The organism is Paenibacillus sp. FSL K6-1330, assembly GCF_037976825.1.
Taxonomy (GTDB): Bacteria; Bacillota; Bacilli; order Paenibacillales; family Paenibacillaceae; genus Paenibacillus_AQ.
Genome location: NZ_CP150269.1, coordinates 2,298,381 through 2,324,146, shown reverse-complemented (window position 1 = coordinate 2,324,146; position 25,766 = coordinate 2,298,381). Strand labels below are relative to the sequence as shown.

At 48.9% G+C, this 25,766-nt stretch carries 25 protein-coding genes and 1 other RNA gene; 1 reads left to right on the top strand and 25 read right to left on the bottom strand.

The genetic code is table 11. From position 1 onward, the window contains the following. The first annotated feature begins 219 nt into the window (after positions 1-219). Positions 220-2,145, top strand: coding sequence for a S8 family peptidase (locus tag NYE54_RS10400; RefSeq protein WP_339271926.1), 1,926 nt, complete (start codon positions 220-222; stop codon positions 2,143-2,145). 78 nt (positions 2,146-2,223) lie between these two features. On the opposite strand, the gene NYE54_RS10395 is transcribed toward NYE54_RS10400, so the two are convergent. From NYE54_RS10395 to NYE54_RS10275, 25 genes are all read right to left on the bottom strand, one after another. After that, complete coding sequence (locus tag NYE54_RS10395) at positions 2,224-2,502, bottom strand: hypothetical protein (protein WP_339271925.1); 279 nt, start codon at positions 2,500-2,502, stop codon at positions 2,224-2,226. A gap of 548 nt (positions 2,503-3,050) precedes the next feature. Next, positions 3,051-3,457: RNase P RNA component class A (rnpB, locus tag NYE54_RS10390), an RNA gene on the bottom strand. Between the two features lie 153 nt (positions 3,458-3,610). After that, on the bottom strand, positions 3,611-4,726 hold the full coding sequence (locus tag NYE54_RS10385) for a Nif3-like dinuclear metal center hexameric protein (protein ID WP_339271924.1): 1,116 nt from the start codon (positions 4,724-4,726) through the stop codon (positions 3,611-3,613). After that, positions 4,702-5,460, bottom strand: coding sequence for a tRNA (adenine(22)-N(1))-methyltransferase TrmK (locus NYE54_RS10380; RefSeq protein ID WP_339271923.1), 759 nt, complete (start codon positions 5,458-5,460; stop codon positions 4,702-4,704). Before NYE54_RS10380 ends, NYE54_RS10385 begins: the two co-directional genes overlap by 25 nt. A gap of 266 nt (positions 5,461-5,726) precedes the next feature. Then, positions 5,727-6,857, bottom strand: coding sequence for an RNA polymerase sigma factor RpoD (rpoD, locus tag NYE54_RS10375; RefSeq protein ID WP_076321292.1), 1,131 nt, complete (start codon positions 6,855-6,857; stop codon positions 5,727-5,729). A 42-nt stretch (positions 6,858-6,899) separates the two neighbouring features. Continuing rightward, the gene (dnaG, locus tag NYE54_RS10370) at positions 6,900-8,717 is read right to left on the bottom strand and encodes a DNA primase (RefSeq protein ID WP_076320599.1); all 1,818 of its coding nucleotides are present in this window, start codon (positions 8,715-8,717) and stop codon (positions 6,900-6,902) included. Positions 8,718-8,758: 41 nt separating this feature from the next. Beyond that, a complete protein-coding gene (locus tag NYE54_RS10365; RefSeq protein WP_215157579.1) occupies positions 8,759-9,238 on the bottom strand; it encodes a YaiI/YqxD family protein in 480 nt (159 codons plus the stop codon). A 326-nt stretch (positions 9,239-9,564) separates the two neighbouring features. After that, complete coding sequence (glyS, locus tag NYE54_RS10360; protein WP_339271922.1) at positions 9,565-11,640, bottom strand: glycine--tRNA ligase subunit beta; 2,076 nt, start codon at positions 11,638-11,640, stop codon at positions 9,565-9,567. Beyond that, positions 11,633-12,520, bottom strand: coding sequence for a glycine--tRNA ligase subunit alpha (glyQ, locus tag NYE54_RS10355; protein ID WP_071223067.1), 888 nt, complete (start codon positions 12,518-12,520; stop codon positions 11,633-11,635). The genes glyS and glyQ overlap by 8 nt, the downstream gene beginning before the upstream one ends. A 370-nt stretch (positions 12,521-12,890) precedes the next feature. Continuing rightward, entirely contained in the window at positions 12,891-13,646 is a 756-nt protein-coding gene (gene recO / locus NYE54_RS10350; protein ID WP_339271921.1) for a DNA repair protein RecO, read from the bottom strand. Between the two features lie 36 nt (positions 13,647-13,682). Beyond that, positions 13,683-13,823 carry a YqzL family protein gene (locus NYE54_RS10345; RefSeq protein ID WP_076320595.1) on the bottom strand — a complete coding sequence of 47 codons (141 nt, stop codon included), beginning with the start codon at positions 13,821-13,823 and terminating at the stop codon, positions 13,683-13,685. A gap of 134 nt (positions 13,824-13,957) precedes the next feature. Beyond that, positions 13,958-14,860, bottom strand: a complete 903-nt coding sequence (gene era / locus NYE54_RS10340) for a GTPase Era (RefSeq protein WP_339271920.1) — start codon at positions 14,858-14,860, stop codon at positions 13,958-13,960. 72 nt (positions 14,861-14,932) lie between these two features. Next, positions 14,933-15,340: a cytidine deaminase gene (gene cdd / locus NYE54_RS10335; protein ID WP_076320593.1), complete on the bottom strand. Its 408-nt coding sequence runs from the start codon at positions 15,338-15,340 to the stop codon at positions 14,933-14,935. A gap of 19 nt (positions 15,341-15,359) precedes the next feature. Further along, positions 15,360-15,743, bottom strand: a complete 384-nt coding sequence (locus NYE54_RS10330; protein ID WP_076320592.1) for a diacylglycerol kinase family protein — start codon at positions 15,741-15,743, stop codon at positions 15,360-15,362. Beyond that, positions 15,743-16,240, bottom strand: a complete 498-nt coding sequence (gene ybeY / locus NYE54_RS10325) for an rRNA maturation RNase YbeY (RefSeq protein WP_076320591.1) — start codon at positions 16,238-16,240, stop codon at positions 15,743-15,745. Before ybeY ends, NYE54_RS10330 begins: the two co-directional genes overlap by 1 nt. A 2-nt stretch (positions 16,241-16,242) precedes the next feature. After that, positions 16,243-18,543 (bottom strand): HDIG domain-containing metalloprotein, encoded by a 2,301-nt coding sequence (locus tag NYE54_RS10320; RefSeq protein ID WP_076320590.1) that lies wholly within the window; start codon positions 18,541-18,543, stop codon positions 16,243-16,245. 14 nt (positions 18,544-18,557) lie between these two features. Further along, positions 18,558-19,529 carry a PhoH family protein gene (locus NYE54_RS10315; RefSeq protein WP_339271919.1) on the bottom strand — a complete coding sequence of 324 codons (972 nt, stop codon included), beginning with the start codon at positions 19,527-19,529 and terminating at the stop codon, positions 18,558-18,560. A 6-nt stretch (positions 19,530-19,535) separates the two neighbouring features. Beyond that, complete coding sequence (yqfD, locus tag NYE54_RS10310; protein ID WP_339271918.1) at positions 19,536-20,729, bottom strand: sporulation protein YqfD; 1,194 nt, start codon at positions 20,727-20,729, stop codon at positions 19,536-19,538. Beyond that, positions 20,726-21,019: a sporulation protein YqfC gene (yqfC, locus tag NYE54_RS10305; RefSeq protein WP_339271917.1), complete on the bottom strand. Its 294-nt coding sequence runs from the start codon at positions 21,017-21,019 to the stop codon at positions 20,726-20,728. Before yqfC ends, yqfD begins: the two co-directional genes overlap by 4 nt. A 141-nt stretch (positions 21,020-21,160) precedes the next feature. Continuing rightward, positions 21,161-21,730, bottom strand: a complete 570-nt coding sequence (locus tag NYE54_RS10300) for a hypothetical protein (protein ID WP_339271916.1) — start codon at positions 21,728-21,730, stop codon at positions 21,161-21,163. 18 nt (positions 21,731-21,748) lie between these two features. Next, positions 21,749-22,756, bottom strand: coding sequence for a flotillin-like protein FloA (gene floA, locus NYE54_RS10295; protein WP_339271915.1), 1,008 nt, complete (start codon positions 22,754-22,756; stop codon positions 21,749-21,751). A gap of 94 nt (positions 22,757-22,850) precedes the next feature. After that, entirely contained in the window at positions 22,851-24,155 is a 1,305-nt protein-coding gene (locus tag NYE54_RS10290) for a nodulation protein NfeD (protein WP_339273448.1), read from the bottom strand. A 315-nt stretch (positions 24,156-24,470) separates the two neighbouring features. Further along, positions 24,471-24,911, bottom strand: coding sequence for a GatB/YqeY domain-containing protein (locus NYE54_RS10285; RefSeq protein WP_053489149.1), 441 nt, complete (start codon positions 24,909-24,911; stop codon positions 24,471-24,473). Positions 24,912-24,927: 16 nt separating this feature from the next. Next, a complete protein-coding gene (gene rpsU, locus NYE54_RS10280) occupies positions 24,928-25,101 on the bottom strand; it encodes a 30S ribosomal protein S21 (RefSeq protein ID WP_005547957.1) in 174 nt (57 codons plus the stop codon). Positions 25,102-25,286: 185 nt separating this feature from the next. Further along, on the bottom strand, positions 25,287-25,646 hold the full coding sequence (locus tag NYE54_RS10275) for a histidine triad nucleotide-binding protein (RefSeq protein WP_071222932.1): 360 nt from the start codon (positions 25,644-25,646) through the stop codon (positions 25,287-25,289). Between the last annotated feature and the right edge of the window lie 120 nt (positions 25,647-25,766).

Here is a 25,766-nt window from a genome sequence, read left to right as displayed (position 1 = left end):
CAGGTCATATAACCTGGCGGCCGTTATAATATGTACTATCCTAACACAAATTTTGGGATAACGAAATCCCTATCATGAATACACTTACACGGTTATTTTTAGTACATTTCATTTTGCGAACTTACATCCGTTTTATCACGAAATGGAACGCATAAAAAGGATTCACTCTTCCCACGCTAAGACTACTTAAATCATGAAATGCGGCGAGGAGGAAAACTTGTGAAATCTCGTACCCTGTGGAGCATCCTAGGTGCAGCGTCAGTTCTTGGCGCGCTTCTGATCTTACTGTTCATCCCCGGTTCGAAACAGCCTGCTCCAACAGCTGAACCGGCACAGCCTTTAAGGCCCCAAGAGGAGAACAAGGCCAAGCACTTTACTATGCAAAGCGATATCCAGGCAACGGATCAACTAAACCGTATTGATGCAAAAGGTCATCTGCGCAGGATGCTGAACAATAACGCTTTGCGCAGCCCAGGTCAAATAAAAGCCTATACGCAAAAAGAACAAAAGTTTCACAAGCATTTTCAGCAAGTACGGTGGTATAACCTTAAGCAAAACACAATGACAGATATACAGGGTCTGCTTCCCAAAATGAGCAAAGAAGATAAAAAACTGATTACCGATCATTTCCAAATCGCGCAGCAGAAGCTTAAACGGGGAGAAACTTATGATTCACCCAAGTTCAATGTCGCGGGACAGCCTTATTTTGTTGTTGCCGAGCCGTCCAAGGATGGCAAATATGGCGCCGCTGCTTTGGTTAATCAAGGCATACTGCATGAAGTAAGCAATCACCAGAAGCGGAATCTGCGATTAATTCCGTACCCAAAGGAAGGAAAATTCAAGGTCGAATCCATTCATGCAGATACCCTCTCCGACATCACCGTCAAAACCGGACATGATAATGAAAAGGCCAGTCACTTTTACGAAAATGAAATTGTGGTGTCCTTTCAAAATGAGCCGTCACAACAGCAGCTCCACGATATCTCTAAGGAAATATCGTGTGAAACTCCGAGGAAACTTGGCTATGCTTATGTTTTCCGTTCCAAGGATATGGACTACCTTAAACTCCGCTCCTATTTCGAGCAGAAGTGGAAACCCAAATATACCGAGCCTCACTACATCTATTTAACCAATGATCGCATCCATCAATCCAGGGTAAGCTCGGATTCCTTACCGGATGGAGCGAACGCGCAGGTCAATATCCCGAATGATTTGCTGTTTTCTGAGTATCAGTGGAATTTGCCCGTCATTGAGACGAACCGGGGCTGGGATTTGTCCAGGGGCAGTGAAGATGTGATCATTGCAGTCGTTGATACGGGAGTGGATCTTCAGCATTCCGATTTGAATGGGCAGTTGGTGGAAGGGTACAACATCGTAGATAAGGACAAGCAGCCCTTGGATGATGTTGGTCATGGAACGCATGTGGCCGGGATCATCGGCGCCCTGGTCAATAACGGTGAAGGTGTTGCCGGGGTAAGCTGGTACAACAAAATCATGCCGGTCAAAGCGCTTGACGGATCCGGATCAGGAACAACCTATGCCGTCGCAGAAGGGATTATTTGGGCGACAGATCACGGAGCCAAGGTGATCAATATGAGTCTAGGCAACTATGCGGACTCCCAGTTCCTGCATGATGCCGTGAAATATGCTTATGACCGTGACGTTGTCCTTGTTGCCGCCTCAGGCAATGACAACACGGAGCGCCCTGGTTATCCTGCCGCCTATCCGGAAGTGCTGGCCGTCGCCGCAACGGATTCCAATCAGAAGCGGGCGGAATATTCCAACTACGGCGATTATATCGACGTGGCTGCTCCAGGGACCAATATTGCAAGCACCTTTCCAGGGAATCAATACGCGGCTCTATCCGGAACCTCCATGGCTAGCCCCCACGCAGCTGCCATGGCCGGTCTCATTCGTTCCCTTAACCCTGACCTGACCAATCAGGAAGTCATGGACGCCATGATAAACCAAGCGGTCGATCTTGGCGATAAAGGAAAAGATAAATATTACGGTCATGGTCAGATTGATATTTTCCAATCCTTGAAATCGGTTGGCGTGCCCGAAGTCCCACTCCAAATGTGGCCAGGTCAAACGCTTCGGAATCTGGAGCGGGAGCTTCGCAAATTAAACAGCTCAAAGGAATAAAACAATCGAAATAAAGCAGCTTCCGCCTCGCTAGCGTTAGCTGCTTTATTCATACTCAGAAGCAAGGCGCCGTTACATTTATTTCTTGCGGCGGGAACGGCTAGTACGTGCTGCAGCTTTCTTCGAACGCTTGCCGGATACGGTAACTCCGCCATAGCCTGCCTTCTCGGATACGACTTCTTCTTCGCTGTACGTATATACATGTTTTTCTACAGGTACACAGTGAATCTTATCCACCACTTTAATCGGATGAATAACGGGTACAATTTGCGGTACATAGTGGTCTCTAACGACAACGATCGGTTCGCACACTATCGGTGACACAGGAGGACATGGATTTTCGTTAAAACAAGACATGTTTTTTGCATCTCCTTTCCGTTGATGATTATAGCTTATTACCCAAAGGGCTATTTGGTATGGACGATTATCCTTAAAGGGCGGATGAACTCCCAATATTTTCACAAAACCATAAGAAAAACGTCTATCGACGTACTTTCTCAGAAGACAGACCGCGGTTGGAGGAAGTTTTTCTTGCAATATCAGGAAGACCCAAGCTTCGAAGTTTATACTTTCTGATATCTAAAAGAAAAACGTCTATCGACGTACTTCCTCAGAAGACAGACCGCGGTTGGAGGAAGTTTTTCTTGCGATATCAGGAAGACCCAAGCTTCGAAGTTTATACTTTCTGATATCTAAAAGAAAAACGTCTATCGACGTACTTTCTCAGAAGACAGACCGCGGTTAGAGGAAGTTTTTCTTGCGATATCAGGAAGACCCAAGCTTCGAAGTTTATACTTTCTGATATCTTGAAAAAACGCGCATTTCCTTTACACACCTGATAAGGAATGTAAAGAAAATGCGCGCTTGTACCATTGCGATATCCGTAAAACAATATGTTGTTCAGTTGGGAAAGCTTTCCGTAAGCCGGGTTCTGTGCTCTTCGTGGTCATAGCGGGAACTACCCTGCCACCATGAGCGACAATCATCTATCTAGGCCGATCATTACTAATCGGCTCAAGCGACCAACCCGGACGCGCCTCGGGCTAAGGCTGTCTCCTCGAAGGAGACTGCGTCCCATTAGGTCTTGCTCCAGGTGGGGTTTACCAGGAACGAAGTCACCAGCGTTCCTCGGGGTCTCTTACACCTCGGTTCCATCCTTGCCTGTGCCACCCTAAGGCGGCCATCGGCGGTCCATTTCTGTGGCACTATCCTTCAACTCGCGCTGACTGGACGTTATCCAGCACCCTGCCCTATGGAGCCCGGACTTTCCTCTCGCGGCTTTGACGCCGCCAGCGATTGTCTGTCAAACTTTCCGGACAACATTATATATTATACAGTGATTTGAAGCGGTACACAACCCATTAAACATTAACAACAACTGATTAATTTCCCAGCTTGGACGACGTAATGTTCATGGTCACGTGTTAAAAAGAGAACCCTTTTCCATGACTTACAATGCTGTTCTTTAAACGAACTGGAACGGCTCTGTATTGATGCGGGAAGCGACAACCCGGGTTTCGTACTTATGCTCCTGCAGTTTCTGCTCCATCCACTCGGCCACTTTGACCTTCATGATCTTCTCGGCATTATGACCCGGATCAATGATCGTAAGTCCCGCTGCAAGGGCATCCTGTGCCGTATGATAATCCACATCTCCCGTGACCAGCACATCAGCTCCTCGGAACAGTGCTTTCATCATGTAGCGTCCTCCGGAGCCCCCTATGACGGCCGCCTTGCGGATGGTTCGGTCGAGGTCACCTACGACACGAACATGAGGAACCTCCAGTTTCTCTTTTACCACGTCTACCAGCTCAGCCAACGTCTTAGGCTCCTTTAGCTTACCGACCCGGCCAAGACCAAGGGATCTACCCTTAAGATCCATCGCATACAGATCATAGGCAACCTCTTCATAAGGATGCGCCTTCAGCATGGCCTGGATCACTTTATTTCGGATGGCATGAGGAACAATCGTCTCGATCCGAACCTCATTTGCACGTTCCATCTTGCCTTCCTTACCTAGAAAAGGATTACTGCCTTCTCGCGGAACATAGGTGCCAAAGCCCTCGATGTTGAAGCTGCAGTGGCTGTAATTTCCGATCCAGCCTGCACCAGCGCCTAGCACAGCATCCAGCACCTCTTGATGATGGCTCTTCGGCACAAATACCACCAGCTTGGACAACTGCTCATTATGCATGTCATGGATAGGCGACGTGTTCTCGATTCCCAAGGCTTCCGCCATCCAATCGTTCATCCCGCCTTCGGTTACGTCCAGATTGGTATGACTTATATATACCGCAATGTCGTGTTTGATCAGCTTCTCGTATACCTTGCCCATTGGCGTATCCGTCTGCAGTTGTTTCAGCGGACGGTATATGATCGCATGATGCGCGATAATCAGGTCAGCTCCAAGTTCAATGGCTTCATCCACCACTTCATCATTGACATCCAGTGCTATCAGCACCGTGCGTATGTCCTTTTGCAATGTTCCAAGCTGGAGTCCGATTCGGTCATCGGGTTCGGCCACGTGCTTCGGGGCCAATTGCTCCATGTATTGAATTACCGTTTGTCCTTTGGCAAGCATGCCAGCACCTCCTGAATAAACTCGATATCCGATCGAATCTCACTCGCCTTATCGGCTGCCGTGGTGAGATCTGAACGCGAAAGCGATTGAAGAATATACCCCAGCTTCTCCATCTCCGACTTCCATTTATCGTAGAACACCGGATTCGGGGACTTCGTCAGCCAAGGTCCCATCCGGAAAAGCCAGTCCGTGGATAACCGGACACCGTCTCCAATCGTCCTTTCCGTGTAAACCTGCTCATTCGTCAGGTCTGTTGTATGCGAAGGCTCGGCGATCAGCACTTCGTAAATTTTGCCGTCTTCCTCCAGGATCAACTCCTCGATCAGCACCCAGCCATGGGAGTACAGCCATTTACGCAAGATATCTTCTCCTACATTTGGCTGCAGAACCAGCCTGCGGACGCCTTCCAGCTTATTGATGCCGCGGTCCAAAATCGCTGCAATTAGGCTGCCGCCCATACCGGCAATCGTAATGACGTCGGCCTCACCGGCTGAGAGTACGTTCAAACCGTCTCCTCTTCGCACACTGATGACATCCGTCATCCCTGATTCGATGACCTGCTTGACAGCAGCATCATACGGGCCGGGATTAACTTCACCGGCGATCGCTTGAATTGCAGCTCCGCTCTCTACGGCAGCCACAGGCAGCAGGGCATGATCGGAACCGATATCTGCAAGTCGGCTGCCGCGTGGAATCTTCTCCAGTATTTGCGTTAATCTTCTTGATAATTTCACGGTTGACACACCTTACCATTCCATATTTTCGTCCAAATCACGATCTATTCCTTACCCTAACAGAGACGATACCAAACTGCAAACCGGCAAAGCCGGTGAAAATAAGTTGTGCCAGGTCATTTGCAATGGGTCTGAAAAAGAGCTAAAATAAAGACCAATAAAACAAATGCAGGAAGAAATTCCATAACCAAGAAACTTATACATGCAATGCATGAATTCGAAAAAAAGGACCTGCTGCCGTTACTGCAGAAGGTCCGTGGATTAAACTATTCGAGAAAATCCTTTAACCGCTTGCTGCGGCTTGGGTGACGAAGCTTACGGAGCGCTTTCGCTTCGATCTGCCGAATCCGTTCGCGTGTAACTCCGAACACTTTGCCGACCTCTTCCAGTGTTCTCGTGCGCCCATCATCGAGTCCGAAACGAAGACGAAGGACATTCTCCTCGCGCTCTGTCAGCGTATCCAGCACATCTTCGAGCTGTTCCTTTAGAAGTTCGTAAGCAGCCGCATCCGCAGGAGCGAGCGCTTCCTGATCCTCGATGAAATCGCCAAGATGGGAATCGTCTTCTTCACCGATTGGCGTTTCCAGCGAAACCGGCTCCTGGGCAATCTTCATAATCTCCCGAACTTTCTCAACACTGAGTTCCATCTCTGCAGCAATTTCCTCCGGCGAAGGCTCGCGTCCGAGCTCCTGCAGAAGCTGTCTGGATACACGAATCAGTTTGTTGATGGTCTCCACCATATGCACAGGAATTCGGATGGTACGGGCCTGGTCAGCAATAGCACGGGTGATCGCTTGGCGAATCCACCAGGTTGCATACGTACTGAATTTGAAACCCTTTTTGTAATCGAACTTCTCCACGGCTTTGATCAAACCCATGTTGCCCTCCTGAATCAAATCCAGGAACAGCATTCCTCGTCCGACATAACGCTTCGCGATACTTACAACAAGACGCAGGTTGGCTTCGGCCAGACGGCGCTTGGCTTCCTCATCCCCCTGTTCAATCCGGTTGGCAAGTTCAATCTCATCATCCGCGGACAACAGCGGAACCCGTCCAATTTCCTTCAGGTACATCCGCACCGGATCGTTAATCTTAATCCCCGGAGGCAGTGAAAGATCGTCGTCAAACCCAAAATCCTCATTATCATGGGATTCAGAATCTCCCGATTGCCGGTGAGTACCCTCTTCATCATTCTCATTTACTACATCGATACCCAGGTCGGCCAGCTGCTCATAGAACTCTTCCATCTGCTCCGTGTCCTGATCAAATGGCGATAATTTCTCCATAATATCTTTATAGCTCAATACGGATCTCTTTTTACCCTGTTCAATCAACTGATCCTTGACTTGATCCAGCGTAAATTCCGTTTCTAGTTCAGTATGCTGATCATTCGCCATCATTCGACTCCCTCCTCCCTAGAAACAGCAATGTGCGGGGCTTCATTGTCTTTCTAGGGCGATAATCTCACTTGCAATTTGTGCGGCTCGCAAAAAATCACCTGAGCGCTCCGCTTTTATCATCTCTTCTTTTTTCTGGTCGATCTCTCTCTGCTGCGGAAATTTCAGCACCTCACGTATGCAATCATCGAGCACTTGAACATTCCACTCGGCTGGTGCTTCCATCATCATGATCGAGCTGACCGTCATTTCCAAACGATCGTCGTGGAGCGATGACATGAAACGGCTGATATCCGGAGATTTACCCTGTGCGTAAAAAGCATATAGATAAGCAGCAATTGCCGCATGATCTTCAATATTAAACGCTTCTCCCAGGCGATCGCCAACGTATCGCGCGGCTTCCGCATCCTGCAGCATCAGCGACAGCAGCCGCCGTTCTGCAGCATGGTAAGCAGGCAGAAGTACCGGGGCGGGCTGGCGCCCTTTTTTATGCCTACCATTATTCCACCTTTTTTCCTTATTATCCCCATCGCCCATCTTTTTTTGCATCGATTGCCGTAGCAGATTGCAATCCTGCTTAAGACTTTCGTAGGAAAGATGAAGCTCGGAGGACAATTCCCTCAAGTAAACTTCTCGTTCAGTTGAGGAATTCAGTACTGCGATAATGGGCAATGCCTCTTTGGCGTACGCAATCTTACCATCTTCTTCTAGCAGTATATGGTTTTTCTTCAGATATATAAGTCTAAATTTTGTTGTTGAAACAGCTGTTTCTACTACATGCCTGAAACGCTCGGCACCGAATTTGCGGATGTAATCATCGGGATCCATTCCTTCGTTCACCAAAGCGATTCGTACTCTGAGACCAACGCCTTCCAGCATTGGAATGACTTTTAACGCAGCAGCCATACCGGCTTTATCACCGTCATAGACAACAACAACTTCTTCAGCCACCGATTTCATGATTGCTACTTGGTTTTCCGTTAGAGAGGTCCCCATCGTTGCCACACCATTGTGAAGTCCTGCTTCCCATGACGAAATGACATCACCGTAACCTTCGAATAACAGAATTTGACGCAATTTGCGTATGGATGTCTTTGCCTGGTGCAGGTTGTACAATGTGCGGCTCTTATTAAATAGAAGTGTCTCCGGGGAATTCAGATACTTCGGTTGACCGTCCCCCAGTATTCTGCCAGCAAAAGCAATGACCTTGCCGCTGCGGTCATGTATCGGAAACATGATTCGTCCGCGAAAACGGTCGAGATAGCCTTCTTGTTCATTTCTTGCGGATAATAAACCGCCCTTTTCCATCTCTTTCAAGTCAAAGGCTCGCTTCGTCAGGAACTGAACCAGCGTGTCCCAACGATCTGGCGCATAACCGATTTGGAACTGGTCAATCATTTTGTCGCTCATTCCACGGGATCGTAAATACTTCATGGCTTCTGTACCATGCTCCGTATTCTTCAACAGGAAATGGTACAGCTTGGCGCTAAGCTCATAGGCTTCAATCAAACGTTCTTTTTCCGGATTACGAGGAATTACGGGAACTCCTTGACCTTCCGGCAACGAGATATCATTCTCTTCTGCCATTGTCTTTACGGCTTCGGGGAAAGAAAATCCTTCGATTTCCATTCTAAATTTAATGGCGTTTCCGCCCTTACCGCAGCCATAGCAGTAAAAGATTTGGCGTTCCGGTGTAACCGTAAAGGAAGGAGTCTTCTCTGAGTGAAACGGGCACAAGCCCTTCAGGTATTTCCCTTGTTTGGTAAGATGCACGTATTTGCTGACCGTGTCCACAATATCGCTTTTGGCCAGTACTTCCTCAATGACATCATCCGGAATATTACCTTGTCCGGTACTCATCCAAACCACCTTCATCTCTTTTGGCACGTAAATAGTATTCGCTACGGGTGGACATTCTCCTGCAATTCATGCAAAAGTTTTGTCAGTTTATGTTGAAAAAAACTCCGGTCTTCGTCAAGCAGTTTTTTGGGCCCTTTGCCATACTTTCCTTGCTTCCTCGCCTTCGCCTGATGGTGACGGGAATCCAGCATGAAATCGATATCCGCATTATGGAAAATACGACCACGAAAAGATATCACATGGCATGATTTGGCAAGCGCAAGTGCAGCCAGTCCATAATCCTGCGTCACCACGATATCCCCTCTGGATATGTGGTTAGCGATGTATAGATCCGCACTTTGATCACTCCGATCCACCTGGACCGTCGTAACCCCTTCTTCTGCCTGCTGCAGATGATCATAGGAAGAAACAAGCAGTACCGGCACACGAAATGTACGAGCAGTCTCTGCGATTTCCTTCTTGACTGGACATGCATCACCGTCAACCACGATCGAAATGGAGTTGCTTTCGTTCATTCGCATCACCGGCTTTTATCGTTAATCTTGGGATTCATCTTTATGCTGTATATTATTATATACGTCTTTGACCGATTAAAATCCTGCTTCTAAGAAAAACGTCTATCGACGTACTTTCACAGAAGACAGACCGCGTATAGCGGAAGTTTTTCTTGCGAGATAAGGTTGGTAAGCCTCTGAAGCTTATACTTTCTTATCTCTTCAAATAAACAATGACCCTCACTTGCTTGATTCCGTCCGTTCATAGCGAAAGCGCCATCCCGTGCATAATCACGGGCTGTCGCTTTCACTGAACAATGCATTATAACATTAGTAAAATCATGCTGTCACTACTACCACACTAATTTTGTGAAATCGGCATAACGCTTCAAATCTCCATCAATACCGGAGAGCAGTGCGAGACGATTGGCCCGAACGGCTTCGTCCTCAGCCATGACCATAACGGAGTCGAAGAACCCGGTAATCGGTTCTTTGAGTCCACCCAGCAAGGACAATGAACGTTCACCGTCAGCAGCTTGCAGCGCGGCTTGGTAATCTTCGCGGATCGCGCTCCAAGCTTCATAAAGCTTGCCTTCTTCCGTTTCCGTAAACAGTTCAGGATTGACCGCAGCCTTGCCGGCCTTGGCAGCCAAATTGCTGACCCTGTTGAAGGATTCCACCGTCGCCTTGAAGTCCTGGACATGATCCACAGCATTCATCAGCGCGTGACCGCGGGATACAACCGACACCACATGATCAAATCCAGCGGTAATCACGGCATCCACCACATCATAACGCTGATCTTCGGACAGCAGCTTCTTCACGCGAAGCCCGAAGAACTCTTTAAGGTCCTTACGGATTTCATCCACCGAGCGCTTCAATACGCGAATGTTCTCATGAACCTCCAGGGCCACGCCGAAGACGTCCGATAACGTCACCGGGAATTTGTGCTCCAAGATGATCTGAACGATGCCCGCAGCCTGACGGCGCAGTGCGTAAGGATCCTGGGACCCTGTCGGAATGATGCCGATGGAGAAGCATCCCACAATCGTATCGATTTTATCCGCGATACTTACGATGGATCCCACCGAGGTGGAAGGCACTGCGTCACCGGCGAAGCGAGGCTGGTAATGCTCAAACACCGCTTTGGCGACCTGCTCCTTCTCACCGGCTTTTCTTGCATAATCCTCTCCCATAACCCCCTGCAGTTCAGGGAATTCATAAACCATCTGGCTCACCAGATCGAATTTGCAAATATCAGCTGCACGGCTCACAGAATCGGCTTCGTCAGCCGAAATGCTAAGCTTCGCGGACAACTGATCGGAAATCCGGCGGATTCTGCGGACCTTATCACCGATGGTCCCCAGCTCCTCATGGAAAACGATGCTCTCCAGCTTCGATAAGGCATCTTTGATCTGAAGCTTCTGATCTTCCTCATAGAAGAATTTGGCGTCCGACAAACGAGCCCGCAGCACCTTCTCATTCCCTCTTGCGATAACGTCAAGGGAACGGCTGTCTCCGCTGCGCACCGTTACGAAGAACGGAAGCAATTGTCCCTGCTTATCCAGTACAGGGAAATACCGCTGATGCTCACGCATTGAAGTAATTAATACTTCCTGCGGAATATGGAGAAATGAGGAATCGAATGATCCATACAGCACAGTTGGAGTCTCAACCAGGAACAATACCTCTTCGAGCAAATCATCCTTGATGGCGATATTCCAATCCTTCTCTTTGGCCAATGCCTGAATCTGCGACACAATCATCTCTTGGCGTTCATTCACGTCTACGATGACATGCTGCTCGCGCAATACATCGCGGTAAGCGGATGCCTCAGGAATAACGGCTTCTCCGCCAAGGAAACGGTGACCACGGGTCACGTTGCCGGCCTTCACGCCCGTAATTTCCAGATCAATCGTCTCACTGCCGAGCAAAGCGACCATCCACTTAATCGGACGAACGAATTTAAATTCGTGCGCCCCCCAGCGCATATTTTTCGGAAATGTCATCGAAGTCAAAATTCCAAGAAGTCCTTCGGACAGGATCGACTTCGTATCCACGCCGACGCTGTTCTTCGTCACATAGATATACTCTACCCCGCCGAGCTCCTTAAACGTAAAACTCGCGGGATCTACGCCCTGGCTTTTTGCAAAGCCAAGCGCTGCCTTGCTCCACTGTCCGCTATCATCCAATGCGATCTTACGGGAAGGCCCTTTCACTTCTTCGCTGACGTCCTCTTGTTTGTCCGCAACGTTCTGTACCCATACCGCCAAACGCCGCGGCGTAGCATATGCCGTTACTTCGCCATGTCCGATTCTGGAAGCATCCAGCCATTTGACTAATTTGTCTTGAAGCTGTTCCATCGCGGCGCGCAGAAATCTCGCCGGGACTTCTTCCAGACCGATTTCAAACAATAAATCCTTAGACATGGTCTGCGCCCCCTTTCTTAATCAGCGGGAAGCCCAGCTTCTCGCGCTCCTCCAAATATGTGGCTGCAACCTGACGAGCCAGGTTTCGCACGCGCATAATGTATCCCGTTCTCTCCGTTACACTGATCGCCCCTCTGGCATCCAGCAGGTTAAACGTGTGGGAGCATTTTAGAACATAATCGTACGCCGGGAATACTAAATTTTGGTTCATTGCTTTGTTCGCTTCTTCTTCATACATGTTAAACAGCGTAAACAGCATCTTCACGTCGGATACTTCAAAAGTGTACTTCGAATGCTCGAATTCCGGCTGATGGAATACGTCTCCATAGGTGATGCCGTCTACCCATTCCAGATCAAACACATTCTCTTTATCCTGGATGTAGGAGGCAAGACGCTCCATACCATAGGTAATCTCTACAGCGACTGGGCTAGCGTCAATGCCGCCAACCTGCTGGAAGTACGTAAACTGCGTAATTTCCATACCATCCAGCCATACTTCCCAGCCAAGGCCCCATGCACCAAGCGTCGGCGCTTCCCAATTGTCCTCAACAAAACGGATGTCATGATCAAGCGGGTTGATGCCAAGACGCTTCAAGCTCTCCAAATACAGCTCTTGAATATTGTCCGGCGAAGGTTTCAAAATGACCTGAAATTGGTGATGCTGATACAGACGGTTCGGGTTCTCTCCATAGCGGCCGTCAGCAGGGCGACGGGAAGGCTCTACATAAGCCACATTCCAAGGCTCGGGTCCGATCGAACGCAAATATGTCATCGGGTTCATCGTACCGGCACCCTTTTCCGTGTCGTACGGCTGCACGATGATGCAATTCTGTTCTGCCCAAAATTGCTGCAGCGTCAAAATCATCTGCTGAAAATTCATGATTTTAGCTCCTTTACATTCTTTTTCTAATTCATTCCGTCATACGTATCCATTCTCTGTACAACAAAAAGCTCTCGCCCTACGCCTGTTGTACAGACATAGGGACGAGAGCTGTAGCTTCCCGCGGTTCCACCCTACTTGGCCCTGCTGCGTCGCCTACAGAATCTTGGTCTTCAGCGATCAACAAAACCCACTTTATCGTTTCATCATGCTCCCGGGTGCCCTGTTCATGAATATCTCCCACCAGGCTTCCACCGCCCCCGGCTCGCTATTTCGCGGATCGATCATTCACTACTTTCCCGTTCAATGCATGTCAGTATTCAAAAAACTAATAAACTGATAAATATAATACCTCATTCTATATCTTACGTCAAATATTGTACTTGTCCATTTGATCCAAAAAGTTTTGCGATTTCAGACGCAGCCCAAGCTGCATATCCATCAAGGCCCGCATGATTTTTTTGAGCTCGGCCTTCGTTTCGTCCTTTACATCCACATTGCCGAGCCGTCTTAAATCCAGCCGTCCAAACAGGCGGAGCAGCTTCAACGTTCTGGGCGAGATCGCCATCGCCGGCGGATCCAGATGTTTGCAGTAACGGCACAGGACGCCGCCAAGACGGGGGCTCACCAGCAAATCCTCGTCTTTTCTCGGCTGATTGCACGAGATGCACACATCCAGCTCCGGCCCGTACCCTGCGGCCTGCAGAATTTTCATCTCGTACAGATTGATGATAATTTGAGGATCCTTATCCTCCTGAAGAGCCTCCAGACAAGCTTTGAGCTGATGAAACCAAAAAGCGCCCGTCTCCTCATCCTGCAGCACCCGATCCAAGAGTTCGCAAGCATAAGAAGCATAGGCGGCTTTCACAAGATCCTCCCTGAGCCCGTGATGAGACTCCATGATCTCACCGGCATTCAAGTTGCCGAGCCCCGTACCATTTCGGAAGAAAACATACTCTCCATAGGTAAATAGCTGTGTCAGAGCAGCATGTCGGCTTTTCACCTTTTTTGCTCCTCTGACCAGCACGCCTACCTTGCCCGATTCTTTGGTGCAAAGTGTAATGATTTTGTTCCCTTCACCGTAGTCCATGCTGCGGATGACAATCCCTTCCGCCCGATATAGCATGCGCTTTCCCCCAACCATTCCTGGAACAACCAATAATTACTCGTCTTCTTCATGCGGGGCCGCCTCATCTTCAACGGATGCAGCTGTAAGAACCGACTCACCCTCGGTTTGCTTATACAGCAAATACGCATCGACATCTCCAGTCATCGCAAAATACTTCCACGAAAAATCTCGCATTCGTATTCATCCTCTCTTCGGAAATGACGTTTCGCATCTACGAAAATTAGGATGTGCGCCTAGAGCAGATTTATGAAATGCAATTGTTGGCAGGCGGCGCCGTGTATGATTTGGCTCCGATTTGCACTACGGCTTTATTCCCCGCGGTGAAATCCGAGATCGCGAAGAACGCGTTCTTGGTTGCGCCAATCTTTTTTAACCTTCACCCAGAGTTCCAAGAAAATCTTGGACCCGAGCAGCCTTTGAATATCCTGACGAGCTTGTCTGCCAACTTCTTTTAACAGAGCACCCTGCTTGCCGATAATGATGCCCTTTTGGGAGTCACGTTCTACAAAAATCACGGCTGAAATATATACGGTTCCGTTCTCCTCCACCCGCATATCCTCGATGGTAACCGCAATGGAATGAGGAATTTCCTCTCTTGTCATATGCAAAATTTTCTCGCGAATCAGCTCTGCGCACACGAACTGCTCCGGATGATCCGTCACCTGGTCTTCAGGATAATACTGCGGGCCAGAAGGCAAATACTTCTGTATCTGTTCAAGCAGCGTGTCGACATTATTGCCGAGCTTCGCGGAAATCGGGACGATCTCAGCAAAATCATGCAGCTTCCGATATTGCTCAATCAGAGGCAGCAGAGCGGGCGGCTCAATCTTGTCGATTTTGTTCATGACCAGGATGATCGGAGTCTTGATCTTCTGCAGCTGCTCGGCGATATAACGGTCTCCCCCGCCGATTCCCTCGGAAGCGTCTACCAGAAACAAGGCGGCTTCAACTTCGCCCAGCGTGCTCAAAGCGGTCTGATTCATGTAATCCCCGAGCTTGGATTGACGTTTATGAATTCCCGGCGTATCCAGAAACACCACTTGAGAATCGTTGGTCGTATAAACGCCATGAATTTTATTCCGTGTTGTTTGCGGTTTGTCCGACATGATGGCAATCTTCTGACCGATCACCTGGTTCATCAGCGTTGATTTCCCTACGTTTGGTCTTCCGATTATAGCCACAAACCCGGACTTAAATTGTTTTTTTTGCATACCATTCCTCCGCTACTGTTCCTGTATCTACATGTTGGGTAAACCTTGATATGTTCCTGTTCATTTGCAAACTTACTGCTTGTTTAAATCCCAAGGACCAAACGCTCCCGGCAGCAGTTCACTGACGGTCGTCTCCTTGATGTCACCCTTCATATTTCCCATGATCACCTTCATATCCGGCTTGCACAGCTCCACCAGCACTTGCCGGCATACCCCGCAAGGCGTGCACGGGCCTTCCGTATCGGCAACGATGGCAATGGCCTGGAAGCTTCCTGCTTCATGACCATCGGCAATCGCACGGAACAATGCTGTACGCTCAGCGCAATTGGTAGGGCCATATGCGGCATTCTCTACATTACAGCCAAGATGTACCTCTCCATGCGAATCGAGCAGGGCTGCCCCCACCCCAAATGCCGAATAGGGTATGTACGCCCGCGTACGTGCTTTAATCGCTTCTTGCATTAATAATCCTGCATCCATATCCAGTTCCTCCTATTGTTCAACTTGTCATTGATTGTATCCATTCCCATAGCGGTTCATAGAAGACCAGAATGCCGATTACGACGGCAAACACCGCTGCAACTAACGCTGCACCGGCTGCTGTATCCTTAGCCACCCGAGCTAAAACATGTTCTTCTGGCGAGATCAGATCGATAATGGCCTCTACTGCAGTATTCACCAGCTCCGCGATAAATACGAGGGCAATCGCCAATAACAAAAACAACCAGCTCATTCGATCCAATTGCAGCAAAGCTGCTGCGATGAATACAATCAAGGCAGCAGCAATGTGGATTTTCATATTGCGTTCCGTTTGTACAGCCGTCAAGATGCCGCGTATCGCGCAGCCAAATGCCCTGTATAACGATTGTCTGTGCGGCTTCACTATCTTGTCAATCCTACTTCTGCAAGTACAGCCTCCTGCTTGCCCATCATTTCCGCTTCGCTCGCCTCATCCTGATGATCATATCCGAGCAAATGCAGAAATCCATGAACGAACAGAAAACCAAGCTCCCGTTCCAAGGAATGACCATATTCTTCGCTTTGCAGCTTCGCCCGAGGGACCGAGATAATGATATCACCCAGAACATCCGGCACGCTCTCCAGATCTTCTCCCTCTTCGATCTCATAAATGATCTCGAGCTCATCGTTCGTAATCTCATTCATTGCAAAGGAGAGAACGTCGGTCGGACGATCGATTCCACGATACTCCCGATTCAATTCATGGATCTGCTCATCATCGACAAAGGTCAGATCCACCTCTCCATCGGTTACGCCTTCAGCCTCTCCGGCCTTCTGAAGAATCACTTCAAGCAGGGCGATCAATTCCTCGCTAATCTGAAAATCCTCTTGTTCATTATTCCATGCCAGCTGCAGGCTCATTCTTATACGCTCCTTCTCTGTTCCTCACTCGTTGCGGATGTCTCGGAAGCAGTCGAGATATCGCCATTTGGTGCGGACGGCTTGGGACGCTTCACATCTTCCGGATATTCGATCCGGGAATGGAAAATCCCCATCACCGTTTCCTTTAATGTCTTGGCGATAATATCCAGTTCCTTCATCGTTAAATCACAATCATTAAACTGATGGTCATCCAGACGACCTTTGATAATCTTCTCGATCATCGATTCAACCTGTTCCACCGTCGGTTTACGCAATGAACGGACAGCCGCTTCCACGCTGTCGGCTATGCCGACAATCGCAGACTCCTTGGATTGAGCCTTCGGTCCTGGATAACGGAAATCATCTTCGGTGAAATCCGGTTCGATGCCCTGTTCTTCAGCCTGACGAACCGCTTTATGATAAAAATAGTGTAAAAACGTTGTGCCATGGTGCTGCTCTGCGATATCCCGTATCGGTTTAGGCAGCTTGTACTCCTTGAGCATTTCTACGCCATCCCTTGCGTGAGCAACGATAATGGATTTGCTCAGCTTCGGTTCAATGGAATCATGCGGGTTCTCCATATTGTTCTGGTTCTCGATGAAATAGATCGGACGCTTAGTTTTTCCGATATCATGATAATAGGAACCGACGCGGCACAGCAGTCCGTTGGCGCCAATCGCTTCCGCCGCAGCTTCGGACAAATTTCCGACCATGACACTGTGATGATAAGTGCCCGGCGTCTCCGTCAACAGTTTGCGGAGCAGCGGATGGTTCGGGTTCGATAATTCCACCAGCTTCAGCGCCGACAGAATACCGAAGGTTACTTCGAAGAACGGCATTAAACCGATAACCAGGATGGCCGTTAACAAGCCGCCCGCGATGGCAAAACCGATCGAATACAGCGTTTCGCTCGTAGTCCATGTATCGTTATTGAGCAGCAGCATGATAAACACGATCAATGAGCCGAAGAGAGAAGCCATAATACCGCCCTTCAGCATCGTCGACCGCTGGCTCGCGCGGTGAATCGAGAAGATCGCCACGCAAGAAGTCACGGCTGCGAATAACCCGAACTTGAAGTCAAACAATTCGCCTTGGACGTTTAATATAACACTTGCCATGATGCTGAAAATAATAACGCTGAAATAGGCCAGCGAGGTTTCCAACAGCAGGGTAATCAGAATCGCGCCAATCGCGACAGGTGCAAGATATCCCACATACATCTGGGAATCGCTTTGCAGAAATGCGGTCAAATGCATGGGGATCAGCGTGATCACATACACCAGGACCAGCATTAGCAGCTGCGAGTTGTTATATTTGAATTTACCGGGTTCCGACTGCCGAATGAAATTGAGTATGCCAAGAGACAGCAAGACGGACAGAAGCAGAACGCCCAGCTCCGGCCAGTAATTGATATCGTCCTTCAGCAGGCCATTTTTACCAAGCAGCTCGTAAAGCTCCGGTGTGATCATCTGGCCCTTCGCTACGAGGATATCCCCTTGTTTGATAAATACGGGCGGGGTATTCTCTCTGGCCTCAACCTTCGCATTCTTCGTGGCAACCTCATCATAGAACTTGTTGGCCGTAATCGTTAAACTCGCCAATTCCTGAACGACTTCCCTGGCGGTCCGATCATTCAACGAGCTTGTGTTCACTCTCTCCGCCACGCGGGTACGAGCCGTATCGGCATCCACGATTTCGTTCAGCATCAGCCTGGATACAATCTCGCGAGCTACAGGCTTCATCTGAATAATATCTTCCGAATTCAACCTCGGTATCTTAATGAACGTTTCCTCAGGGATCCGATAGGTTTGTTCTTCGATAACCCGCTGCATTTCCTGAAGCAGCTCTTTGGAATAAGCTTCATTCGTGCTGTTGGCCGACACGAAGTTTTGCACGAATTCTCGGGCCATCCTCGGAATTTCTCTGCGATAAACTTCCACCTTTTCCGCAGAGCTTATATCCACGTCCTGATTCACACGTTCAATGCGATCAAGGATTTGCGTAACGAGAACGTCATTCCGCAGAGGAACGAGAGGGTAAATCGGCTGAACGTTCTCCGCCGCCGCCTCCTGTGCCTTCAGCGTTGCCTTGCTATCCTCAATTTGCACAGGCGCCACGATATTTTTTTCGCTTTTCGTATTGACTTGTATGTCATACCGCTCCGGCAAAAGCTTGGATGCTAGACTGATATAAAAGAGTAATGCAAGCAGCAAAAACAGAATATAGCGTGTTGCCACGCTATATTTCCATCCGCTGTTTTTACCCCATATGGACTTGTCCGTCGATGGTTCTTTGGAGGCCATTGCGACAATCCCCTTTAATCTTGGTTTTCTGCTGCTTTATCATAAGCGACGATGATTTTTTGTACTAAAGAGTGACGTACGACATCCTGTTCGGCAAAATAGACGAATCCGACTTCCTCAATTTCGCTTAATATCCTTTTAGCTTCGATAAGTCCTGATTTCTTGCCCCGCGGCAGGTCAATCTGGGTTACATCCCCTGTTATGACCATCTTCGAGCCGAATCCAAGCCGTGTTAGAAACATCTTCATCTGTTCCGGTGTGGTATTCTGTGCTTCATCCAAAATAATAAATGAATCATCCAGCGTCCGCCCGCGCATATAAGCAAGCGGCGCGATTTCAATCAACCCACGCTCTAGTGCCTTGGCCGTTTGATCCGGGCCCATGACATCGTATAGGGCATCGTACAACGGTCTGAGATAAGGGTCAACCTTCTCCTGCAGATCTCCCGGCAAGAAGCCCAGGCTCTCTCCAGCCTCGACTGCCGGCCTTGTCAGAATGATCCGTTTGACGGATCCTTCCTTCAGTGCGGCAACAGCCAGAACAACGGCCAAGTAGGTTTTGCCTGTTCCGGCAGGACCGATACCGAATACAATATCCCGTTTCTTGATGGTGGTCACATAGTGCTTTTGACCGATGGTTTTCACACGAATAGGCCTACCCTTGAAGGTTGTCGTGATTTCGCCCTTGTACAGATCCAGCAATTGATCCGCTCTCAGATCCTTGGCAAGTTCTACTGCATAAAGAATATCACGCTCGGTCAAAATGTAGCCGTTGCGCACAAGCTGGAGCAGCACTTCAAACAGCTGCTGAAGACTCTCCACATTTCGATGTTGTCCCCGAATGGTGATGACCGCTTCCCGTGAATCAATCGTCGCAGGAATTTCTTTTTCGATTAATTTAAGAAATGTATCTTGTGGTCCGAATAAGGACAGACCTTCTGACGCGCTTTGAAGTAAAATTTGAATGCTGGTCGTTTGCTGTGACAAATAGCCTCATTCTCCTTGATCATATACTATGGGAAGTTCTTTCGCGATGGTCTCTTCCACCTCAAAAAGCACTTTCATATAAACTTTACCATTCTCTTTCTTATCATGCAAAATTTTTTGGCTCACGAATTTGGAATCCGCCCCATATTTCGCCAAAATATCCCGGCGTGCCCCCTCGATTCCTTCTTTCTTGGCTTCATCCTCGCTTATGGTCCTCTGGACCTCGGTAACCTCCATGATCTTTTCCGTCATCCAGCCGAGCGGCAGCACGCGCGTCCTCCAAGTAAGCGGATCATAGAAAGTCAAGGTCTCCTGCTGCGAAAACGGAATATCCCCGTAGCCCCACAACTGGACGGCCCGATCGCCAAATACGATATAGGAGCGCTTCTTCCCTTCCCCCGTATAAACTTTATGAGTCTTCACCAATGGAATCTCGATATCGTATTCATGCCATACAAGGCCTTTCACTTCCCCTTTGGCTACAATTCGTTCCGAGTTTTCTTCATCGCCAAGGACACCGGAGATCAGAACGTCGCCCTTCTTTACCCGGCTGTTAATCCCTACTTTAGGAACCCCCTTCTCGGCGTAAATATGGGTGATGACAGCGTCCTGCGTACTGATCAGATGCCTTGGGCTCTGAAGCGGCGGTTTCTCCGGTACAGCCGCCTCTACAATCTGTATGCGTATGCGCGTCCCGTTGCGTTCCACCCCTACCCATGAAGTTCCCGGGAGGCGGGCCGTCATATTCCCGGACAGCTTGTCCAGCGATTGCAGCCTGAATATCCATTGAAACGGGTAGATCCCTTCCAACTTGGCCGCATCTAGCACATCTTCTGAAGCGATGGTTTCATTCCCCTCTACTTCCACGTTCCACACCATCGAGGAAAGCGTCAGCAGGATCATAAAAAACGCAACAACGCCGATAACAAACGCTTTCCGTTTCAGCAGGCGGCGAGCTTTGAAGGGGGATCCGTAGCGCCCCTTAATGCGCGTACGGCAGCCTGTCCGTTTTAACAGCGGACGGAGCCCTCTGAAATCCTTCAGCAGCAGCTTAAGCTCTGCTGAGTGAGCCCCTGTCGGTGTTACATCCCAAACCGGAATCCCCGCCTCCGCCAATGAATTGATGAATGCTTCCACATGCTCACCGCGAACAGCGAGCTTCAAATATCCTCGAAGATGGATCATCGTCGGAATCTTCACGGTTTCTCCCCCATTCCTATGTATTGAATATGATGAATGGTGCCAATGATGGTCACTTCATGACTTTGAATAGCCTGAATCGCAAGTCCGGTTCCCGAAATCTCCAAAGAACCTTGCGTTAAAGACAACACAAGTCGCTCCTCGGAAAAATGCCGGACTCCGCGATGATTTTCGACATGCAGCTCTTTATTGCCAATCAGGGTCAACCGCGGCAAATCAAATAACAGGTCCTGTGGCAAATCAAGCATTTCTTGGGTCCATTTCTGCAGCTTGCGGCTGATGCGGGACATATGGAGACTTTCCCCCTTCCTGTACTGTACACCTTATGCCCCATGAAGATGTTTTATGAGATGAAAAGCAAAAAGACCGCCCCGTCAAAAAATCTGACGAGGCGGTCTCCCGCTTCTATGAATCTATTAACTGCATCCAATTTAACGCCGAGGATTCATGGGGCGCTTGGCACGCGGAGTTCCGAGAATTTCGGCCCAAACAATGCCATTTCGAGCTTGTTCTGCAAGAAACGATCCACTACCCCTAGACTGTTCAGGATCTTCGTCTTTGCTTTCGACAACCGTTTCAGGTAATGCGATGGTCATCTGGTTCAAATTGGAGTGAATTCGGTTCAAATCCCTCTCCATCATCTCGAGTCTATGATCTATGCTATCAGGGTGAGTCTTCATCTCTTCCTCACGTCTGGCTCGATCAATCTCTCGATGTTCAAGAGAGTATCCGTTTCCGGTATCCGTCTCTTCTTCATCCATCCGCTCGATCCGGGTGCTTTCCTGAACAGGTGCCGGACGGGAGACTTGTGGAGTCGTCTGTACCCGTCTTGCTTCAGGCCGCTGCTGCCCCGGTCTTGCAGGACGGTCCCCTTCGCCGCCAAAGGACGGCATACGGGGGTTTTTCCCCTCCTCAGGGTTCTTGCCGCGTCTTCCGAGGGCGGAGATAATGAAGAAGCCTATAACAGCTACAATGTAAATATTATCGAATAACCAGCTCACTATAGGCTCACCTCATCGTTACTTGGTTTTGTTGTCACCAGGATTGTCATTATTCTCACCCATCTTACCGAAGGAACCCCTCATTTGGGTGTCGGCTTCGATATTCTTCAGGTTCATATAATCCATCACGCCCAGTTGGCCGCTGCGAAGCGCTTCAGCCATAGCCAGCGGAACTTGGGATTCCGATTCCACAACGCGTGCTCTCATCTCTACGACGCGAGCCTTCATCTCTTGCTCTTGGGCTACCGCCATCGCGCGGCGTTCTTCCGCCTTCGCTTGGGCAATACGCTTGTCGGCTTCCGCCTGTTCGGTCTGCAAGTACGCGCCGATGTTTTTGCCTACATCCACATCCGCGATATCGATCGACAGGATTTCAAATGCTGTTCCTGCATCTAGCCCCTTGGACAGGACCGTTCTTGAGATCAGATCCGGATTTTCAAGGACATCTTTATGCGAATTACTGGAACCCACTGTTGTTACGATACCTTCACCAACACGAGCAATAATTGTCTCTTCGCCAGCGCCCCCGACCAAACGATCAATGTTGGCACGTACGGTTACACGGGCTTTAACTTTGACTTCAATACCGTCTTTGGCTACTGCTGCTACAACCGGCGTTTCGATAACGCGAGGGTTAACACTCATTTGCACCGCCTGCAGAACATCCCGTCCGGCAAGGTCAATCGCCGCAGCTCTTTCAAACTCGAGCGGAATATTTGCACGTTGGGCTGCAATCAAGGCGTTGACCACCCGGTCTACGTTACCGCCTGCGAGATAGTGACTCTCCAACTGATTGATGTTAAGGCCAAGTCCTGCCTTGGTTGCCTTAATGAGCGGATTCACAATCCGGCTCGGGGTTACGCGCCGCAGGCGCATGGCCACCAATGTAATAATCCCGATGCGCACGCCGGAAGCGAGCGCCGAAATCCAAAGCATTAACGGGAAGAAACTGAAAAACACGCTAAGCACGATAATCGCGACAACACCGATTAGAAGAATCGGTACCAATGAACCATCCAATTCCATATTCGTTTACCCTCCATTATTGAATATTGGCTTCATAAACTTAGAACGTTTAAAACACTAGCCCTTTTAATACTACACAATTACGCGGCGAGGTTCACCCTTTTTCTTCCTCTACCACAATTCTGGTGCCGTCCGTCTTGATGACGCGGACCGGGCGGCCGGAATCGATGAATCCTCCAAGGGTAACCACATCAAGTCGTCGTCCCTCCAGCTCCATCGTTCCGGCCGGCCGAAGCGGCGTAATCGAAGTTCCGACCAGACCGATAAGTACATCCCGGTCTTCATTCGGAATATACCCCTGCTCTTTGGATAAGCTGTCATTGAGTATGAACTTCCGCCATATTCCCCGTTCCTTAAATACGAGAGCAACCACGATGATAGCCACCAAAGCACATGCCGCTGCAATACCTAGGGACAGGGCAACATGTGACGTACTGTAGGCCGCCATTACGACGCCGGCAATCAAGCTGGCTGATCCAATGATGCCCAATATCCCGAAGCTTGGTACAAACAGCTCCATCGCCAGCATCACGATACCGATCACAAACAGCAGCCAGGTCTCCCAACCGGCAAATCCAGCGACCTGATTACCAAAGAAATACAGTACGAATGCAACCACACCAAGAATTCCCGGCACGCCAAAGCCCGGAACAATAACTTCGATAATAACACCTGCGATACCAATGAAGAGCAGCAGCGTCATCACGCCAGGGTGCGTAAGAAAAGTAGCCAGCTTCTCTGAGAAGGTCGGCTCCATCCGAAACACATCCTCCGTGGAATAATCCATCCACGCAATGACTTCCTCTGTGCTGGTTGCAATCGTATCCGCATAACCTGTCTTGAGCGCTTCATCATGCGTCAACGATATAATCTCGCCTGGCTGCTTGGTCAAACCAATTTCAGGTATGTCTACCTTTAGATTGAGATCAGCCATTCCCTTGGCAATCTCCGGATTTCGACCTGAAGCTTCTGCAGCACTTGCCATGCTCGTTTTCCACCAGGAAACCATCTTGGCATCCTCAATCGGATTTCCTCTGGCATCCACCATATAAGCCGCGCCAATCATACTCCCCTTAGACATGGCAATCTTGTCTGCATTAAGCGCGATGTAACTGCCTGCCGATGCGGCGTCACCCGTAATGTAAGCCACAATCGGAATATCGCTGTCCTTCATCAAGGATGCAATTTTACCGGCTTGGTCCACCAGGCCTCCCGGCGTATCGATTTCCAGGACGATTAATCCTGCCCCCATCTTCTCGGCTTCCTTAAATCCACGCTCCATAAAGCTAGTTAGACCACGCTCAATTTGCTGCTTGACCGGAATAACATACACCGACCCGATGTTCGCAGCCACCGCGGATTTCAGCGGACCTACATACATTCCGATGGATATCAGCATCATAACAACAGCTGCCGTGAATGTCAGTAATTTGCGGATCGAAAACGGTTTGCTCAATCTGTTCCCCTCCTTTTCGACGTATTAAGCCATCTGAACCATTACTTCGACAAATAGGGTTCAGCGTCCTGCCTGTTGCATAAGCATATGTATCTACTTGCACTCATATGGTAGTTATTACGAATCAGAAACGATTTCGTTTCAAAAAGTATTCCCATTCTTAAAAAAACCATCGCGAAGAGGCGGTCCTCGAAAGCATACCCACAAAAAAAAGAAAAAACACCCCTTGAGAAAACAAGGGGTGTTTCACTTATGTTGTTACAGAAATTGTTGAACAACTTGATTGACAAGCTTCCCATCTGCACGCCCTTTAACTTTCGGCATGAGAGCGCTCATTACTTTACCCATCTCGGCTTTTGAAGAAGCACCGGTTTCCTGGATGGTCTGCTGTACAATGACTTTAATTTCTTCTTCAGTAAGCTGTTCCGGGAGGTAGGCGCTAAGGAGCTCAATTTCTGCTTTTGCATCGGCGGCAAGATCGTCGCGTCCCGCTTTTTCAAATTCTTGGAGGGCATCTTTGCGCTGTTTGATTTCACGACTAAAAATATCAAGCACTTCGTTGTCATCCAAACTTCGTTTCAAATCTATTTCAAGATTTTTTATCGTCGAACGAACCATTCGAATCGTTGAGAGTTTGAACTTGTCCTTACTCCTCATCGCTTGCTTCATATCTTCGTTCAATCGTTCGCTAAGATTCATGCTAGTTCAGATCCTCCTAAAACTTTCTCTTACGAGCAGCCTCGGACTTTTTCTTGCGCTTTACGCTTGGCTTTTCATAATGCTTGCGTTTCTTCACTTCAGCCAATACGCCATCTTTAGCAATGGAACGCTTGAAGCGACGAAGTGCAGCATCAATTGTCTCGTTTTTGCGAACTTTAGTTTCAGACACCAGTTTTCCCTCCCTCCGACCAGACCGTCCAAGAGCATTAACACGGTTCATCAAACTTCATTATAGGGCAAACGGAAATAGGGTGTCAACCTTAGACATCTATTTTACGATAGTGGCAAGAATTAGAACAACCCCGCTGCATCACTCCCGCTGCGAGGCTGATCTATTTCTTCAATGGCCTGATGTTATGTATGAGCGGGTGAAATGCCTGTTAAAGCGCCCAAACGGCGACCGCCCATCAGATGATAGTGCACATGAAACACCGATTGTTCCCCATCGGGTCCGCAGTTGTTAATTAATCGATAACCGCTCTCCGCAATGCCCAGCTTCGCCGCGGCTTCTTTAGCTGCTTTGTGCATCTCGCCAATCAGCAGCAAATCTTCATCCTGAATATCATTCATGGATGCGATATGCTTCTTGGGAATGATCAGAACATGAACCGGCGCCTCCGGGTTAATGTTTTGAAAAACAAGCACCTTATCATTCTCGAGTACCTTCGTGGAAGGAAGCTCACCCTCTACGATTTTACAAAAAAGACAATCCATTACGGTTACCCCTTTCCTACGTTTACATACTTTTATCATATAAGAAATTAGGCAGTGCGTCCAATAGATGACAATTAAGGCATACTCACAAAAAAAAGAGAAGCACCCCTGGAACGCAGC

Excerpts from the sequence above, each read along its gene's own strand:
- NYE54_RS10395 (WP_339271925.1), bottom strand. The coding sequence starts at position 2,502 with ATGTCTTGTTTTAACGAAAATCCATGTCCTCCTGTGTCACCGATAGTG.
- NYE54_RS10385 (WP_339271924.1), bottom strand. The coding sequence starts at position 4,726 with ATGCTTGCCAAAGGACAAACGGTAATTCAATACATGGAGCAATTGGCC.
- rpoD (WP_076321292.1), bottom strand. The coding sequence starts at position 6,857 with ATGGCGAATGATCAGCATACTGAACTAGAAACGGAATTTACGCTGGAT.
- dnaG (WP_076320599.1), bottom strand. The coding sequence starts at position 8,717 with ATGAGTACCGGACAAGGTAATATTCCGGATGATGTCATTGAGGAAGTA.
- NYE54_RS10365 (WP_215157579.1), bottom strand. The coding sequence starts at position 9,238 with ATGCGAATGAACGAAAGCAACTCCATTTCGATCGTGGTTGACGGTGAT.
- glyS (WP_339271922.1), bottom strand. The coding sequence starts at position 11,640 with ATGTCTAAGGATTTATTGTTTGAAATCGGTCTGGAAGAAGTCCCGGCG.
- glyQ (WP_071223067.1), bottom strand. The coding sequence starts at position 12,520 with ATGAATTTTCAGCAGATGATTTTGACGCTGCAGCAATTTTGGGCAGAA.
- recO (WP_339271921.1), bottom strand. The coding sequence starts at position 13,646 with ATGCTATATCGGGCGGAAGGGATTGTCATCCGCAGCATGGACTACGGT.
- NYE54_RS10345 (WP_076320595.1), bottom strand. The coding sequence starts at position 13,823 with ATGCGAGATTTTTCGTGGAAGTATTTTGCGATGACTGGAGATGTCGAT.
- era (WP_339271920.1), bottom strand. The coding sequence starts at position 14,860 with ATGCAAAAAAAACAATTTAAGTCCGGGTTTGTGGCTATAATCGGAAGA.
- cdd (WP_076320593.1), bottom strand. The coding sequence starts at position 15,340 with ATGGATGCAGGATTATTAATGCAAGAAGCGATTAAAGCACGTACGCGG.
- ybeY (WP_076320591.1), bottom strand. The coding sequence starts at position 16,240 with ATGAGCCTGCAGCTGGCATGGAATAATGAACAAGAGGATTTTCAGATT.
- NYE54_RS10320 (WP_076320590.1), bottom strand. The coding sequence starts at position 18,543 with ATGGCCTCCAAAGAACCATCGACGGACAAGTCCATATGGGGTAAAAAC.
- yqfC (WP_339271917.1), bottom strand. The coding sequence starts at position 21,019 with ATGTCCCGCATCAGCCGCAAGCTGCAGAAATGGACCCAAGAAATGCTT.
- floA (WP_339271915.1), bottom strand. The coding sequence starts at position 22,756 with ATGGAATTGGATGGTTCATTGGTACCGATTCTTCTAATCGGTGTTGTC.
- NYE54_RS10290 (WP_339273448.1), bottom strand. The coding sequence starts at position 24,155 with ATGCTGATATCCATCGGAATGTATGTAGGTCCGCTGAAATCCGCGGTG.
- NYE54_RS10285 (WP_053489149.1), bottom strand. The coding sequence starts at position 24,911 with ATGAATCTTAGCGAACGATTGAACGAAGATATGAAGCAAGCGATGAGG.
- NYE54_RS10275 (WP_071222932.1), bottom strand. The coding sequence starts at position 25,646 with ATGGATTGTCTTTTTTGTAAAATCGTAGAGGGTGAGCTTCCTTCCACG.